The 15,296-nt window shown below is 42.0% G+C and carries 16 protein-coding genes; 5 read left to right on the top strand and 11 right to left on the bottom strand.

Annotation, left to right across the window (positions count from 1 at the left end; all coding sequences use genetic code 11):
- Window positions 1–89: 89 nt before the first annotated feature.
- From LZF95_RS00880 to LZF95_RS00865, 4 genes are all read right to left on the bottom strand, one after another.
- The gene (locus LZF95_RS00880; protein ID WP_233753097.1) at window positions 90–1,091 is read right to left on the bottom strand and encodes a phosphotriesterase; all 1,002 of its coding nucleotides are present in this window, start codon (window positions 1,089–1,091) and stop codon (window positions 90–92) included.
- Window positions 1,092–1,154: 63 nt separating this feature from the next.
- The gene (locus LZF95_RS00875) at window positions 1,155–1,835 is read right to left on the bottom strand and encodes an SDR family NAD(P)-dependent oxidoreductase (protein ID WP_233753096.1); all 681 of its coding nucleotides are present in this window, start codon (window positions 1,833–1,835) and stop codon (window positions 1,155–1,157) included.
- Between the two features lie 55 nt (window positions 1,836–1,890).
- Window positions 1,891–3,027, bottom strand: a complete 1,137-nt coding sequence (locus LZF95_RS00870; protein ID WP_233753095.1) for a hypothetical protein — start codon at window positions 3,025–3,027, stop codon at window positions 1,891–1,893.
- 86 nt (window positions 3,028–3,113) lie between these two features.
- Window positions 3,114–3,470 (bottom strand): type II toxin-antitoxin system HigA family antitoxin, encoded by a 357-nt coding sequence (locus LZF95_RS00865; RefSeq protein ID WP_233753094.1) that lies wholly within the window; start codon window positions 3,468–3,470, stop codon window positions 3,114–3,116.
- 220 nt (window positions 3,471–3,690) lie between these two features.
- On the opposite strand from LZF95_RS00865, the gene LZF95_RS00860 reads away from it, so the two are divergent.
- The 3 genes from LZF95_RS00860 to LZF95_RS00850 all read left to right on the top strand — a co-directional run bounded on the left by LZF95_RS00860 (window position 3,691) and on the right by LZF95_RS00850 (window position 5,344).
- Complete coding sequence (locus LZF95_RS00860; RefSeq protein ID WP_233753093.1) at window positions 3,691–4,344, top strand: CPBP family intramembrane glutamic endopeptidase; 654 nt, start codon at window positions 3,691–3,693, stop codon at window positions 4,342–4,344.
- Between the two features lie 355 nt (window positions 4,345–4,699).
- Complete coding sequence (locus LZF95_RS00855; protein WP_233753092.1) at window positions 4,700–5,008, top strand: hypothetical protein; 309 nt, start codon at window positions 4,700–4,702, stop codon at window positions 5,006–5,008.
- 6 nt (window positions 5,009–5,014) lie between these two features.
- Window positions 5,015–5,344 (top strand): hypothetical protein, encoded by a 330-nt coding sequence (locus LZF95_RS00850; protein ID WP_233753091.1) that lies wholly within the window; start codon window positions 5,015–5,017, stop codon window positions 5,342–5,344.
- A 68-nt stretch (window positions 5,345–5,412) separates the two neighbouring features.
- Here the strand turns inward: LZF95_RS00850 and folE are convergent, their stop codons facing one another.
- Together folE and LZF95_RS00840 are read right to left on the bottom strand one after the other, a co-directional pair.
- Window positions 5,413–6,117, bottom strand: coding sequence for a GTP cyclohydrolase I FolE (gene folE, locus LZF95_RS00845; protein ID WP_233753090.1), 705 nt, complete (start codon window positions 6,115–6,117; stop codon window positions 5,413–5,415).
- Window positions 6,077–6,487 carry a 6-carboxytetrahydropterin synthase gene (locus LZF95_RS00840; protein WP_233753089.1) on the bottom strand — a complete coding sequence of 137 codons (411 nt, stop codon included), beginning with the start codon at window positions 6,485–6,487 and terminating at the stop codon, window positions 6,077–6,079. Before LZF95_RS00840 ends, folE begins: the two co-directional genes overlap by 41 nt.
- A 296-nt stretch (window positions 6,488–6,783) precedes the next feature.
- Between LZF95_RS00840 and LZF95_RS00835 the strand changes: the two genes are divergently transcribed.
- A complete protein-coding gene (locus LZF95_RS00835) occupies window positions 6,784–7,473 on the top strand; it encodes a murein L,D-transpeptidase catalytic domain family protein (RefSeq protein ID WP_233753088.1) in 690 nt (229 codons plus the stop codon).
- Here LZF95_RS00835 and LZF95_RS00830 read toward each other — a convergent pair.
- The 5 genes from LZF95_RS00830 to LZF95_RS00810 all read right to left on the bottom strand — a co-directional run bounded on the left by LZF95_RS00830 (window position 7,453) and on the right by LZF95_RS00810 (window position 14,183).
- Window positions 7,453–9,108, bottom strand: a complete 1,656-nt coding sequence (locus LZF95_RS00830; RefSeq protein WP_233753087.1) for a murein L,D-transpeptidase — start codon at window positions 9,106–9,108, stop codon at window positions 7,453–7,455. The two genes, LZF95_RS00835 and LZF95_RS00830, sit on opposite strands and share 21 nt — an antisense overlap.
- A 334-nt stretch (window positions 9,109–9,442) precedes the next feature.
- On the bottom strand, window positions 9,443–11,104 hold the full coding sequence (locus tag LZF95_RS00825; protein WP_233753086.1) for a murein L,D-transpeptidase: 1,662 nt from the start codon (window positions 11,102–11,104) through the stop codon (window positions 9,443–9,445).
- 136 nt (window positions 11,105–11,240) lie between these two features.
- On the bottom strand, window positions 11,241–12,089 hold the full coding sequence (gene kdsA, locus LZF95_RS00820) for a 3-deoxy-8-phosphooctulonate synthase (protein WP_233753085.1): 849 nt from the start codon (window positions 12,087–12,089) through the stop codon (window positions 11,241–11,243).
- Entirely contained in the window at window positions 12,076–12,660 is a 585-nt protein-coding gene (locus LZF95_RS00815) for an HAD family hydrolase (RefSeq protein ID WP_233753084.1), read from the bottom strand. The genes kdsA and LZF95_RS00815 overlap by 14 nt, the downstream gene beginning before the upstream one ends.
- Window positions 12,642–14,183, bottom strand: coding sequence for a bifunctional GNAT family N-acetyltransferase/carbon-nitrogen hydrolase family protein (locus LZF95_RS00810; protein WP_233753083.1), 1,542 nt, complete (start codon window positions 14,181–14,183; stop codon window positions 12,642–12,644). Before LZF95_RS00810 ends, LZF95_RS00815 begins: the two co-directional genes overlap by 19 nt.
- A gap of 160 nt (window positions 14,184–14,343) precedes the next feature.
- Here LZF95_RS00810 and LZF95_RS00805 point away from each other — a divergent pair, with 160 nt between their 5' ends.
- Window positions 14,344–15,246, top strand: a complete 903-nt coding sequence (locus LZF95_RS00805) for a mechanosensitive ion channel family protein (RefSeq protein WP_233753153.1) — start codon at window positions 14,344–14,346, stop codon at window positions 15,244–15,246.
- Window positions 15,247–15,296: the final 50 nt, after the last annotated feature.

The raw sequence follows: 15,296 nt of genomic DNA, 5'->3' as shown, positions 1-15,296 counted from the left end.
TTTCCGTGAGGAGACACTCACAGGGCTGGTAATGGGTTTCAAATTAAAGTAATCTAGTCTTATCCTTGAAAATTGATAATTGAGCTTGATCATTGATCATTTCCAAAAGCTCTCTTTGGATTTTCCACCAACAACATTTCCCAATCTGAGGCAGTAAATCGCTTTGGATTTAACGCAGGCATGAGCTTTTCAAAAATATTGGTAAAAGGCACAAATTCTCCACCATTGGGTTTGGATGGATCATACCAGCCAGCATCATGGGAAATTAAGATGTTTCCCAAAATCCCTTGCTCTTTAGTAAATAACAAGCGATCCACATACTCATCAACACTCCAGCCTATTCCATCCAAACTGATCCAAACCCCAAGTTTAGCAGCTTCTAGGTAATTCTGAAAATCCCCTTCCGCTTGTGCATGAACCCAAACAAAAGCCGAGGGATCAACTCCCATTTCCTGCAAAATTGCTACTTCCTGTTTTGCCGTTGCCCAAGTCCCGGTATGAGATGCTATTGTCAACCCCGTCTTTTCATGGGTTAGCCCGGCTGCTTTCACCAGTTTGGCATCGATTTCACGAAGCGGCATCTCTTCATTGACGGAAATTTTGATGAATCCCGGCCGGATTTCTGTACCTTCTACACCGTTCTCATAGTCCTCTATCCATCGCGCTGCCAATTCCTCTGCACTTTCTTGAAAAACAAAGTCAGGCAGGTACTTCCCTCCCACTGCTCCATAAAATCCTGTGTTGGTGATCATCTGAACCCCTGAAAGGTCTGAAAGTTTTTTCAGCAAAACAGGATCTTTTGCCAAGTAAGAAGGCGTGCAGTCAAAAACTGTTTTCACCCCGTACTTCTTTACCTCCATCAAATACGGTAAAACCTTAGCGATAACCTCATCATGATCATACCGCTCCTGAGAGACTGAATCCGCACCTATAAAGTCCACCAGCATATGCTCGTGAATTAATGTAAGTCCCATAGAATCTAAGGGAATCGTACCAGTGACGGTATTGATGGATATGGACTCAGATTCAAATTTTGTACAGGAGACAGACAACAGTAAAAAACCGAATCCTACTAATAGAGAATGCTTCATATATAAAACTAAGCAACACCTTCCCATAAAGTCAACTCCATATGAATTGGTTTGTAACTATTCTTATTTCAAGGAAGACATTCCGCCATCCACATGCAGTATCTGTCCTGTGACCCAGGAGGATTTTTCATCCAAAAGGAAACAGGTCGCTTCGGCAATATCTTCTGGCGTTCCTATCCGTCCCAACGGATGTCTCTTGTCGAAAGCTGAACGTTTTTCGTGGCTGCTCACCAACTGCTTTGCCAACGGCGTATCCGTCAAGGATGGAGCAATGGCATTTACTCTGATACTGATTGGCGCCCATTCAGCAGCCAGCGATCGTACCAGACCTTCTATTGCTCCTTTTGCTGAGGCAATTCCAGCATGAAAGCCCATTCCGGTCTGTACCGCTACGGTGCTATATAGCACTACTGAAGCATTGCCTGATTTTTTAAGGTTTTCCAGGCAGGCTTGGAGAGTTCTTACCGCTCCAAAAAAATTGATGTTCATTTCTGATTGGAAATTCTCCACAGTAATCCTGTGGAAAGGCTTTAGGTTAATAGATCCAGGACAATAAACCAATCCATCAATTACCTCCGGTAAATCCAAGAACTCCATCCCATCATCCGTGACATCTACTTGATTGCTTCCTTTTCCGGATCTAGAGTAGAGAAATAAATTTGCTCCATTATTTTTTGCCAAAGCTGCTACAGCTTTACCTATTCCAGAGTTTCCTCCTATGATGACTATGTTCTTCCCTTTCATTGTTTTCTTTTTTGCTTAAAAGCAATGAGAAGCAAAGATTGTTTTGAAGCAAAAGCTATTTTAACTCATAAAAGTAGATGGTCTGCACATCCTTTTCCACAGCATATGGATCTTCTCCGGGCTTTGTGTTGGAATAGAGCACATCTCTCACTGACCAGAGATTCACATCCAAATCTCCTTGCCAAATTTTGTCCTGACCTTTGAAGATCTGGTAATTATAGTTTGACTTATACTTTTTCACTAACTCGTTAAACTCTGTACTGCCCACAGTTCTGTTTGGCAACGCATCAATTTCATCTTGGGGAGCTCCACGTTCAAAAAAGGTGAGTAAATATCCATTGGAAAAAGCAAATCCTTTGTATTCGGAAGCTGCTAAGGATTGGAAGAAGCCATCCAATCCAATATCTGGGTTACTAGGCTTTATTTGTTTGTAATCTTCTCCGGGATTCAACTTCCAAAATGTTTTTAGTTTCAATTCCGGGAACCCATACACATACATTTCAGGAGAATTGGGAAAAACAACGAACATTTCTTCTTGCATGATTTTGACAATTGGATCCAGATTATTGTATAGACCCGGATTGATAGCCATTTGTGATTCTTTGGGAAGATATTCCTGATGTAAGGTCTCTAAGGTATTGATGTCACGTACCTGCATAAAAGGGTAGGCAATACTAAATTCATCTGACTCATAGATCGCTTGTGCATCCTCGGAAATATCCATTGAGAAAGTATATAAATAATCCCCAAAAGTTAGAGCTGCCCTGCTCCCTCCTACAGTTCGGGAAACAAGTTCAAAATCATTTTGTTTTGAGTCTATTAAATTAAAATCAAGATCATAGATAGAGGTAAGCGTACGGGTAAGTACCAATATGCGATCATCCTGTAAGTAGTGCGCGGTGGTGAAATACCTTGCTTTGAAACTATCCTTACCATCTTCACTTCGGTTTGCTTTGAGGATGATTTCTCCAAGCTTATTTACTCTGAAGAACTCATCGGTCTTAAAGTCATAAAAAAGATATTCAGAGTGATCCTCTTTGACATCTATTAGTGCAAGTTCGGTCAAGTTATCAATCACTAGACTATCTGTAATCACCAATTCAGGAATATAAGCCATTACCTTAGTTTCATCAGTCTTTTCCCCGCAGGAAATGATGACTAGAATAATTGAAATCAATAAAAAATTCTTCATGCAATTTTTTTTCCTAATAAGATAGGTGTGATGATCAGGAATTCAAAATTGAACGATAGATTTTCTGATTTATCATCTGTCCAAGATCAGGAACTATGCAGGAATACCTCCGAGGGAATGCTGAAGAAATTTTTGAGCTTTTGAGCCATTTTAAGTGTGATTTCACGCTTGCCAGACAATATTGCTGAAACATGGCCTTTGCTACCAATCATTGGTTCAAGATCTTTTGCCTTAATTCCCATTTCTTTCATTTTGTACTTTATCACTTCTAATGGATCAAGCTCTGGAAGCTGATAATGTTTATCGTCATAATCTTTAACCAACACCAATAGAAGTTCAAGCTCATCATTTTCCGGAGTATTTGGCTCAGCATGGAAAATCTCCATCAACCTTCGTGAAGCTTTATTATAGTCTTTTTCGCTTTTAAGCACTTTCCAATTCATATTCATCAGTTGAGTTACTTTAAAATTGTCGGCAAAGAATTCGCCTTGAAATTCGAAAATATTTTCCTCATACGAAATCATCTTGGAAGAAACGTTAATTTGGCTCTAGCATAATTCCTTGGACCCAAAATATGACGAAACTATTACAAGAGCGATGATTAGAGTTATAGCAGAAAATTTCCTTCAATTTGTAATAGTATCTCCGATCATCATAATCTTTATGAAAAACAGGAACCCAGAAACGCTAAAGATTCTAGGATCATTTGTCGTTTTTTATCTGCTCAATGCAATCTTATTAAACCTTCCATTTGCATATCCTGAAACAAAAATCAGTAATGGGAATTGGAACTGGCCAGGTAAACTATACGCCGTTTTAGGTTCTTTAATTTTCCTGTCGATATACAGGAAATTCCCATTGTCGGATTACTTTTTGACTTTTAAGCAGGAAAAGAAATTCATTTACACTGGAGTTGGAATTATAGTTCTCCTTTTGCTGATCCATTGCGTCTATGCCTATTTATCCCCCGTCAAGAAATTTGATCTAGAAACACTGCTATTTCAATTTTCCATGCCGGGAATAGACGAGGAAATTGCCTACCGGGGCATAATGCTAGGACTTTTACTTAAGGTGTTGAAAAGCAAGAATATTTTTCTCAACCCAGCTATATGGACAACCTCTCTATTATTTGGAATGGCACATGGCCTTTTTATTACAGAAAATTTTGAGCTAGTATTTCATCTCATCCCTTTTCTCTGGGCTTCGTGTTATGGGTTGATCTTGGGCTGGATTACTATCAAAAGCGGCAGTATCCTATTTGCGTTGATTTCCCATAACCTTGGTAATGGAGTAGGAATGCTGATCAAAATGCAGTGAAACTGTTCAACCTGGCATAAGGAAGCTACGAAAGAATTTATCGAACACCTCTGGACTAATAATTTGATCGGAACCAATAACAAAGTTTTAGAATATGATTTAGAGGAATATACGGATAAGATCCGATATGATTTAAAATCAGCCTTTGTAGCATATGGAGATTTCGGATTGTGTGACAGAATCCAGATAACCGAATTTATTTTTTTGGTAGATAAACAATCAGGTGCTGTGACATTCGAATCAAGTAGGATCAAAGAGATAAATGGGATATGTCGCTAATCATCCTGTCGGACGTATTTTTGGCAATCATAATTGAAAATGTTTGTAAATAGCACGTATTCTGCGAAATGCGAAAATGAAGAAATTGAATGCCGCCGGAAAAGCAATTGTCGCAATTGGCATCCTTCATCTATTCCGTAAAATTGATACTTTCTACGGGTTTGGAGGTTATGTTGATAACACATGGGAAATACTTTTTATCAGTCTGACATTAATTACCATCGGATTAGCAATGCTATTTTTCAGCATTTACCGATCGTGCCGTTGGCACTCTTGGCGAATTCATTCGGATTTCCCAAACCTGAATTTCGCTTTGCTGCATTCAGGGCGGTTACCTGTTGTGCCGTTGGCACAAACGCTTAAATCAACATTTCCCGCAAAATAATTTCCCTTGCCAAAGGCAAGGCCTGTAAATGCCCAGAATGCAATTCTGGGTAAAGTATATAGTTTATATGATTTTCAGAGTGCCAACGGCACGATCAGTAGTGTAAAGGTATTTGTGATCAGCCCTGTGACATGTATTGGCCATAGGGTAGTTGGCTATCGTATGGGTTATACAGGGAGCACAAGCACATTGCTCAAAAAACAGGTTCTTCATTCCAGGGAAATGAAACAGGGTAGTGGGGAAATCAAAAGCTTATCCATACAAATTTTCACAGCACGCTGTCGGGTGAATCCCCAACTTTTTGGACTGATCCGTTTCTCAGCGTTTTCTTTGTGATCTTTGCGGTAAAAAACAAAAACCGAGCCTTTCAGCCCGGTTTCTTATGTTGGTTTAGTGTTTCAAAATTACCTTTCCAAACTGATGTATTTCAGAAATTCATTTCGAGTTTGCTCGTCTTTTTCAAACTTACCTGAATAGAACGAAGTAAGGGTGCTACTTGTTGTATCCTTCACTCCTCTAGAGCTCACACACATGTGATCTGCATCCATGATCACAGCCACATCATCCGTTCCCAGAGCCTCCACCAGCTCATTTCCGATCTGCATGGTAAGCCGCTCCTGCACCTGAGGGCGTTGGGAGAAATACTGTACGATCCGGTTGATTTTGGAAAGACCAATTACCGATCCGTTGGAAATATAGGCCACATGGGCTTTGCCGTGAATAGGCACGAAGTGATGCTCGCAGTGGGAAAAGAAGGTGATATTCTTCTCCACCAGCATTTCGTTGTACTTGTATTTGTTTTCAAAAAGCTTTGCGATTGGCTTATTCTTGGGATTCAACCCACTGAACACTTCCTTCACATACATCTTTGCCACACGATGCGGAGTTCCTTTGAGACTATCGTCCGTCAGATCCAAGCCCATGATATGCATGATTTCGCGGAAGTGCTTCTCGATCAATTCAACCTTCAGGTCATCATCCATTTCGAAAGCATCTTCTCTGAGAGGCGTTTCCAGGGAAGTCCCTACATGCTCATCCCCAATATCCTCGGCAGATGCCCGAGCGATATTAATTCCCATCGTATTCAACAAAGTTTCTTTCTGTTTCATAAAGTCGAATCGTTAACTCGAATTTTCGATCAATTTTTTCCCTTAAAATATTCCAAATAACCACTGCAATGTTCTCAGCGGTGGGATTAAGTTCTTTGAATTCATCGGTATCCAGGTTTAAATTTTTGTGATCTAATTTTCTTAAAACATGCTCTTTGATCAGATCGCTGAGCACTTTCATATCATATACATAGCCCGTCCGAGGGTCTATTTCCCCTCTTAGTTTTACGACCAATTCATAATTGTGACCATGAAAATGAGGATTATTGCACTTACCAAAAACTGCTTGATTCTGATCATCTGACCATTCAGGATTGTGAAGTCTGTGGGCTGCGTTGAAATGTTCTTTTCTGAATACTGATACTTTCATGGAATGCTGAAACAGCCGCTTATCTGTTTTTGTTTGAATTATTTTCTGATCTATCTGTTACAGTACAAGGATGGCACTGACTCACAGTGGACTAATTTTCGGAACGCAAAATTAAAGAATTATAATTGGTACCAAAATCACCCCTAATTCCCTACCAAGTCAAGAACCCACAAAAGCGTGGAGAAGGTTCCAATGAAATTTCACTAAAATTATGTCTTCAATCATAAGATACTGAGTCCAAGTTCGTTTGAATTCTCAGGACATGCTCCTAAATTTGCACAATCACCCAGATGCTTATGCTAAACCAAACCATTGCGATCACCCTCCTCCTATTCCTAGGAGTCTTCCCTAACTCAGAAATACATAAAAATATCCCCATCACGAATACAGTCATCGATCCGGTAACTGAAATTTACGATGGTTTACAAACCACCACAGGTGCTTTACCTTCCAAAGAAATATTTGCCTTAGCTTTTCAAGGCTGGATGAAAATGAAGGACAACCTCAAGTCAAAAGTGCTGACCGTAATTGATTTCAGCATGCCCTCCACCGCCAAACGTATGTGGATCATCGATCCGGAAAGGGGAGAAATCCTCTTAAATTCGGTCGTTTCGCATGGTAGAAATTCCGGTGATCTCATGGCAAAAGCTTTTTCGAATCAGCCGGAGTCCTTCAAAAGCAGCTTAGGTTTCTACAAAACCGCGGAAACTTACTCTGGAAAACATGGGTATTCACTTCGGCTGGACGGTTTGGAAAGAGGCTTTAACGATCAGGCAAGAAACCGCGCTATTGTAATCCACGGGGCAGATTATGCTCGGGAAGAATTTGCCAAATCTGTAGGAAGACTTGGAAGAAGCTTAGGTTGCCCGGCACTCCCAAGTGAGCTTTCTGCCAAAGCCATTGACATGATCAAAGACGGCTCTTTACTTTTCATCTATGGAAATGACGATACTTATCTTACCAAATCAAGCCTTATCCAAGCTTGATTTGGAGCTTCGCAAAGCTTTCAAAAGAGCCTGATCCCGATCATACACATCTGATCTGAAATTGGCCTTTCCGTCTTTGTCCGCCCAGAAGGTCATATAAAGTATCACAACAGGTATTTTCCTGTCCAGATCTACCACTTTTTCTTTTTCCTGATGCATGGCTTCCTGGATTTTATCGTCATCCCATTCCTCACTATCCAAAAGAATCTTTGCAAATTGCTCAGGGTTCTGAATTCGGATACAACCATGGCTCAGAGCTCGGGTTTCTTTTTCAAAAAGACTTCTGGCCGGCGTGTCGTGGATGTAGATATTGTATTCATTGGGAAACATAAACTTCACCAACCCCAGTGAATTGTCCCCCCCTGGCTTTTGGCGCACCCTATAGCCCTCTTCTTTTGATAAGTTGACTTTCGAAGCTCTTACTACCTCTCCACTACTGCTCACCACTTCCATATTCTTTTGCTCCAGGTAGTTAGGATTTTTATTGATGGAGGGAATGATTTCATCCTTGGTAATGGACTCTGGAATATTCCAATAGGGGCTAAATACAATATAGCTCATCGGCGCGGTGAATGTGGGCGATTCACTGTATTCCTTGCCTACAATCACCTTAGCTGTAAATGCCGTGTCTTTTTTAGTGAGATAATCCAACTGATAATTGGCGATATTCACGACGACCATTTCCTGATCCCAGTCCATTTTTGGCATCCAGCGAAGACGCTCCATATTGATAGAAGCAATGTCTATGAGATCCTGGGGGGATTTATTCAATGATTCGGCTACCAAGGATCCGATTACCCCATCAGGATTCATGCCATTGGCTTCCTGATATTTCTGAAGGCCTGCAAACATGGTGGAGTCAAAAAGATTAGGGTTTTCCATTTCATATGGACTCAAGAAATCCCAAAAAATCAATCGCTTACGCAAAGCTGGTATTGCGGCATGCTCCTCACCCACTTTTATAACATCATCTACCTGTGCAAACTCCCAGGTTAGTGTATCATTTTGGTGGATCTGATAAAGCTCTCTTATTGCTTCTCTTCCTTTGATATATAATTCGGCCTGTGGATAAAGTTGATCAATTACTTTCTCTACCGATGTCCCACTTCCTACGTCTTGAAGCAAGGAGAGATAATCAATTTCTGATTCTTTCTTCTCAAACTTCCAATCCGGATCTAGGGTGGATGGATCCACTTTACCATTCTCCAGGTCATGGGCCAAAGTCAAAAACGCATCACTTAACATCAGTTCTAAGCCTACTTTTTCTTCCGACGATAGATTTCGGATTTTTTTGCTTTTTCCATCAGGATCAGAAAAAAGGGCATGGATCTCTGCCAAATGGTATTCATCTGGCTGTAGGCCATCATATTTTGAATTCTCAATCTGATTTAGGAGTTCTTTACCTGCTTTGGACAGTGAACCGTTGAAGAGCCAAACTTCCATATAATCCCTGGCCTCGTAAAATTCTTTTAAGACCTGGGTATATTCTGACTGGGTCACAATCTCTGGTTTTCCACCACTTAATGCTGCTTGTAATTCATCTTTCAGATCGGATCTTCGTTGGCTGAAAAACCAAATCAGTCCTAAGGCCAAAACTACTACTGCTGCTATAGACAGAATTATCTTCTTATTCATAAAAGGTTTCTATGTTTGTTCCTTTTATGGGTCAAAGTTCGTACGCATAAATCCACTCGGGCTAAGCCCACCTGGAAACCGATAATCAACCCTCACTATCAGATACTTAAAAAAAACAACACTTAACAAATGAATTCAGATGGGAATGGAAATCGAGAAAGCAATTACCCGGATTGGGGTTTTAAGCTTGGCATTATCCAAGAATTTGAGTCTTAATCCAAAGACATTCCTCCTGTAAGCCCAGATCTTACACCACATTGGTAGATGCTATTTGCTAATACTTAGTATTTCCTTGTCCCCTCTTTGCCTGCAGAGAGTAGAAGAACCAACAATCTTATTCTCTCAAGGCGCTTAGCACCTCAGCATCCCGGTCGTAAATATCCTGCCTAAAATGACCTTGTCCTTTGCTATCAGCCCAGAAAGTCAGATAAAGCAATACCACGGGGATTTTTCGGTCTAACCTCACGATCTGCTCATGCTTCTGATGCATGGCCGCATTGATCTTTTCGGGTGTCCAGGCTCCATTGCCTTTAAGCAGAAGCTGCGCAAAAGTAGCAGGGTTCTGGATCCTGATGCAGCCATGGCTAAGCGCACGGTCTTCTCTTGAAAAAAGGCTTCTGGCAGGTGTGTCATGAATATAGACACTATGCTCGTTGGGGAACATAAACTTCACCAGACCTAGGGAATTATGTTCACCTGGCTTCTGCCTAACCATATATGGGATGGATTTCCCACTCCAATTCACGGAACTTGGATCTACTGCCTGACCGGAGTAAGTGACCACTTCCATATTTTTCTGCACAAGGTAATTCGGGTTTTTGCGCACGGCAGGCATCACTTCATTTCGTACGATAGAGGTAGGCAGATTCCAGTAAGGACTGAATACGATGTAGCTCATAGCCGAAGAGAAAATCGGTGATTTATGGTACTTCGTGCCTACAATCACACGGGTAGAAAAGAGGGTGTCACGGTTGCTGAGATAGTCTAGCTGATAGTTGGCAATATTCACCAGGATCATTTCTGCTCCCCGCAGGGTGTCGGGAAGCCAGCGGAGCCTTTCCATATTGACAGAGGCCTTATCGATGAGGTATGTCGGGGATTGATTAAGTGCATAGACCGTATTTTTACCCAATGCTCCATCTGGTTCTAATCCATTTCTCTCCTGAAACTTCTGAACTGCCAGAAACATGGTAGAGTCATACGCTTTTTCATCTTCATAGGCATAAGGCTCCAGATACTTCCAAAAAACCAAACGTTCCCGCAGATTAGGTATGCTGCTATTCGTCTCCCCTACCTTAATAGACTTTACCACTTTCACCGCCTTCCAGTTCAGCGTATCCTTTTTCCGGATTTCATCGATCGCACGGATGACCTCCCTCCCTTTTTTATAAACTGTAATATTGGGGTATAAAGTCTCCAGAGACTGTCGGATCTGCTGCTGGGCCAAGGCTGAGGACAACAATTCAGGATAAGAAACCTTAGAGGTCTTACGGGTAATCTCCCAATCGCCCTTAAGGGATTCGGGATTGACTTTGCCTAGTTCCAAATGTGCCGCAAGGTGAAAAAAAGCATCACTAAGCAATAGTTCAATTCCTGTCAACTCATCGAGTCCATTTGCTTGACCTGTCTTCTTATTACCTTCAAACTGCTCAAAGATGGAATTAATATGATCGAGATAATAGTCGGAGGGATTGAGTCCATCAAACTTGCTTTGCATGATTTCAAAGCGGAGCTCATAAGCCAGTTCAGTCAAAACCCCTGCCTGGATCCAGACAGGTTCAAACAGACGATTGGTATAAAACTGGTGAATATCACCCTTGGCAAACAGTTCATTTCCCTGCACATTCAGCGGAATATCCGGCTGATCCTGCTCCAGTCGGATACGGATATTATCTTTCAACCCTGTGTTCTGGGCAAAACAAAAAAGCCCCGGAGTTAAACTCAGGAGCAATACAATTATAATTTTTTGAAGCTTTACATTTTTCAAATTATGCATATCCGCTTTTTTGTCGGTAAAAGGATAAAGTATGATAGAATTTGGTCAGCATTAATTCCCAACCTCTCTCTTCCGTCTTCGGGCTTCCGAACAGCTAGGTTATATAAATTTAGCTGATCATACATGGACAATTTAACTATTGCACCTCAAAATCCTGATATTTCCTGCCCAGTGTCCAAGCGGCTTTAAGCATCTCCAGAAATTCACCCATTTTATGCAAGGGTATCAAGTTTGGCCCATCACTGAGAGCTTTGGCCGGTTCTGGATGAGTCTCAATAAAGAACCCATCAATACCGGTTGCCGCTGCTGCCCTGGCCAAAATAGGCGCAAATTCCCGCTGACCTCCACTGCTTCCTCCCTGGCCACCAGGCTGCTGCACAGAATGGGTAATGTCAAACACCACTGGTGCAAACTGACGCATAATCGGAAGACCGCGCATGTCCACAACCAGGTTGTGATAGCCTAGTGAAAAACCCCGTTCAGTAAGACAGACATTCTCGTTTCCTGTTGACCGCACTTTGCTTACCGCATACTGCATATCTTCCGGGGCCATAAATTGGCCACGTTTTATTTTAACGGCTTTGCCCGTCTGCCCTGCAGCCAAGAGTAAATCTGTCTGCCTGCTTAGAAAGGCTGGAATCTGTAAAACGTCCACCACTTCCGCTACATCTTTCGCCTGGTAACTTTCGTGAATATCTGTCACCAATGGCACATTGAGTGCATTTCCCACTCGCTGCAATACCTCAAGTGATTTGTCCATTCCTATGCTTCTAAAGGATCCTGAAGATGTCCTGTTCGCTTTGTCAAAAGAGGCTTTGAATACATAGGAAAAACCGTGCTGCTCTGCCCATTCTTTGGTTTTGGTTCCTATTTCCAGACAAATATCATAGCTTTCCACAGCACACGGCCCGGCAAACAACACTGGTTTTTCTTCACCTAGGATCACTGACTCAGTGATACGCATGGATTTGTTATTTCTTGTCATTTTCCTGTAGGGATAAAGTTTCAATCAAGGGGACTAATTGGTGGCCGGCATGCAGAAGAATATCTCCAACCTCTCGGAACACGCCTTCCCCGCCTTTGAAGCGTGAGACGTAATGGGCTATAGGCTTCACATATTCCAGCGCATCTTGCGGCACTACTGCGAAACCAGCCCGTGCCAAAATAGGAAGATCGATCAGGTCATCGCCGATAAAAGCGACTTCTTCAGCCTGAAGCTCCAGTGTCTCCAATACTTCGTCAAATTTCTTTGCTTTGTTTTTTACGCCATGATAATGGAAGTCAAACTTGAGCTCCTCGCAACGATTCTGCACCACATAGGATTCCCTCCCTGTGATTGCCCCGACCATCAGTCCGCTTTTACGGAGGTGATAGACGATCAAGCCATCCTTCACGTTGAATTTTTTGAATTCCAGCTTATTATCGTCATAGATAATACCCCCATCCGTCATCACTCCATCGATGTCTGTGATGAGGAGTTTTATGTTTGCTGCCCTTTCCCAAATCTCCTCTGATAAGTGGGCAAAGTAATCAGCTATTATTTTTTCTGTTTCCATTGTATAGAATAAAGATCGAGCCTTCTCTGTTCGAGGTTTCGTACACTTCCTGCTTTCCGCTGCTTGGTCAAAAGATCCAGGTCCACATCCGCCACGATGATGGTTTCTTCATTCTCTGATGCCATGGCCACTACCGCGTCATGGGGAAATGAGAAATCCGAAGGAGAATAAATTGCCGCCTGGGAATATTGAATATCCATATTTTCCACTTTTGGCAAGTTGCCTACAGACCCTGTGATAGCCACATAGCACTCATTTTCTATCGCACGGGATTTCGCACAGGTATTTACACGTAGGAAAGCATTTTTGGTATCTGTCCAAAACGGAACAAACAAAATATCCATTTCCTGCTCAGCCAGAATTCTTCCCAACTCAGGGAATTCCACATCATAACAGATCAAGATACCGATTCTTCCGGCATCGGTATCAAAGACATTGATTCCATTTCCGCCTTGGAGCCCCCAGTAAGAAGCCTCATCAGGGGTGATATGAAGCTTATATTGTTTGTCCTGCGTCCCGTCTCTACGACATAGATAGCTTACGTTTCTAAGTTTCTTTCCATCATACTCGGGCATAGACCCTGCGATCACATTGACATTGTATGACACGGCGAGATCGCTCATGCGGCTCACTATCTCATCAGTGTAGTCAGCCAGGTTTCGGATTGCCTCAGAAGCCTCCATGTCATTGAACTCGGCCAACAACGGTGCGTTGAAGAATTCGGGAAGCAGGCAGAAATCTGATTTGTAACCCGACACGGTATCCACAAAAAACTCCACCTGCTGCATCAGGTCATCTACATTGGAGAAGCGTCTCATCTTCCACTGCACCAAGCCAAGACGGACAATGGATTTTTTATTGCCGATAAGCTTTTCATCTTTCTCATAATAAATATTGATCCATTCCAGCAGCGTGGCATACGCCCTGGAATCAGTATCGGAAGGCAAGTATTTGGTGATCACCTTCCGAACGTGAAATTCATTTGCGATCTGGAAAGACAATACCGGATCGTATATTTCCTTGTTTTTTACCAGGTCTATATACTTACGTGGCGTCATTTCCTCTGCATAGTTTTTATACCCGGGAATTCTTCCCCCAGCGATAATAGACCTCAGGTTTAAGTTTTCACAAAGCTCCTTACGGGCATCGTATAGACGTCTCCCTAGACGCATTCCCCTGTATTCCGTATGCACAAAAACGTCAGTACCGTAAAGCGTATCTCCATCTATGTCGTGGGTATCAAACTTCCCAAAACCTGTGATTTGATCATAGGTATGATTGTCACCAAACTTCATGTAATCCACCACTATGCTCATGGCCGCAGCCACAAGCTTTCCGTTGTCCTCAATCCCGATCTGGCCTTCAGGGAAGACTTTCAGTTGGTTTTTAAGTTCTTCTTTGGTCCACGCACCTCCTTGGTTTTTATAAATAGAAACCATGATTTCCCGGATGTCATCGTAATCCGAGAGTTTTATATTCCTGAGCTTTAGCCTATGCTCCAGCTCTTCTTTTTGCTTACTCATGCTCCAAAATTAGCCAAAATGAATCAATAAATTTCACGCACATCCTATCCACAAACCAGAAGAACAATCTATCCTCCTATAAGTTCTAAAAGAATTGTATTAGATTAATAGCCCATTCTATTTATGAATGGCATATCCTTACAACAGCACATCAATACCTATGCAGGACGGAATCAAAGAGGTAGCCAAGGAAAAAGCTACCGGATTTATTGAGTGGATCGAAGAAATCCTTAATTACAGTCTGGTCAGTCTGGGAGATTCTAAGCTCACCATAGGCTTAATCTTTACCTTGATAATTTCCTTTATTGTTTTATTCATTATTACAGAGTGGATCCGTCGCTTATTGGTTCAAAAGGTATTGAGCAGATACCAGATAGAATCGGGTACCCGGGCCTCTATTGGAATGATAGTCAAGTACGTATTGATTTTAGCGGGGGTGTTTTCTATCCTACAGACTAACGGTGTTGATCTTAGTGCTTTCGGGATTCTGGCAGGTGCCTTGGGTGTGGGTATAGGTTTTGGTCTGCAAAACATCACTAATAATTTCATTTCCGGCCTGATCATCCTGTTTGAGCAACCCATAAAAGTAGGAGACAGAATAGAAGTAGGCGATGTGACGGGAGATGTAATCCGAATTTCCGCCCGCTCCACCACTGTGGTCACCAATGACAACATCACGATAATTGTCCCCAACAGCCAGTTTATTGACAGCCCAGTCATCAACTGGTCTCACAATGACCGTAACATTCGCTTCAACTTCCCGGTAGGAGTATCTTACAAAGAAAATCCCGAAAAGGTGAAAAGTATCTTATTGGAAGCAGCTAAGGAAAACGATGGAGTCCTGAACACCCCTACACCTGATGTTCTCTTTGATAGCTATGGTGACAACAGTATCAATTTCATTTTGCGAGTATGGTCCTCGGAGTATATCAACCGCCCAAAAGTGTTGAAAAGCCAATTATATTATGCCATCTTCAGAAAATTCGGTGAACAGGGCATAGAAATTCCTTTTCCTCAACGCGATCTGCATCTCAAATCGGGATTTGAAAAGTTGGAAAATTAGTCTAATTTCCATCCAAGATCCCAATTTGGAGAAATCATGTATGGCCAGCT

Source organism: Algoriphagus sp. AGSA1 (genome assembly GCF_021390545.1).
Lineage (GTDB): Bacteria > Bacteroidota > Bacteroidia > Cytophagales > Cyclobacteriaceae > Algoriphagus.
Note: the sequence above shows the minus strand (reverse complement) of the source record. Positions and strands in the feature narration are given on the sequence as shown.

Bases quoted from the DNA above. Each gene is read 5' to 3' on its own strand.
- LZF95_RS00880 (WP_233753097.1), bottom strand. From the start codon at position 1,091: ATGAAGCATTCTCTATTAGTAGGATTCGGTTTTTTACTGTTGTCTGTC.
- LZF95_RS00875 (WP_233753096.1), bottom strand. From the start codon at position 1,835: ATGAAAGGGAAGAACATAGTCATCATAGGAGGAAACTCTGGAATAGGT.
- LZF95_RS00870 (WP_233753095.1), bottom strand. From the start codon at position 3,027: ATGAAGAATTTTTTATTGATTTCAATTATTCTAGTCATCATTTCCTGC.
- LZF95_RS00865 (WP_233753094.1), bottom strand. From the start codon at position 3,470: ATGAATTGGAAAGTGCTTAAAAGCGAAAAAGACTATAATAAAGCTTCA.
- LZF95_RS00860 (WP_233753093.1), top strand. From the start codon at position 3,691: ATGAAAAACAGGAACCCAGAAACGCTAAAGATTCTAGGATCATTTGTC.
- LZF95_RS00855 (WP_233753092.1), top strand. From the start codon at position 4,700: ATGAAGAAATTGAATGCCGCCGGAAAAGCAATTGTCGCAATTGGCATC.
- folE (WP_233753090.1), bottom strand. From the start codon at position 6,117: ATGAAACAGAAAGAAACTTTGTTGAATACGATGGGAATTAATATCGCT.
- LZF95_RS00840 (WP_233753089.1), bottom strand. From the start codon at position 6,487: ATGAAAGTATCAGTATTCAGAAAAGAACATTTCAACGCAGCCCACAGA.
- LZF95_RS00835 (WP_233753088.1), top strand. From the start codon at position 6,784: ATGCTAAACCAAACCATTGCGATCACCCTCCTCCTATTCCTAGGAGTC.
- LZF95_RS00830 (WP_233753087.1), bottom strand. From the start codon at position 9,108: ATGAATAAGAAGATAATTCTGTCTATAGCAGCAGTAGTAGTTTTGGCC.
- LZF95_RS00825 (WP_233753086.1), bottom strand. From the start codon at position 11,104: ATGCATAATTTGAAAAATGTAAAGCTTCAAAAAATTATAATTGTATTG.
- kdsA (WP_233753085.1), bottom strand. From the start codon at position 12,089: ATGACAAGAAATAACAAATCCATGCGTATCACTGAGTCAGTGATCCTA.
- LZF95_RS00815 (WP_233753084.1), bottom strand. From the start codon at position 12,660: ATGGAAACAGAAAAAATAATAGCTGATTACTTTGCCCACTTATCAGAG.
- LZF95_RS00810 (WP_233753083.1), bottom strand. From the start codon at position 14,183: ATGAGTAAGCAAAAAGAAGAGCTGGAGCATAGGCTAAAGCTCAGGAAT.
- LZF95_RS00805 (WP_233753153.1), top strand. From the start codon at position 14,344: ATGCAGGACGGAATCAAAGAGGTAGCCAAGGAAAAAGCTACCGGATTT.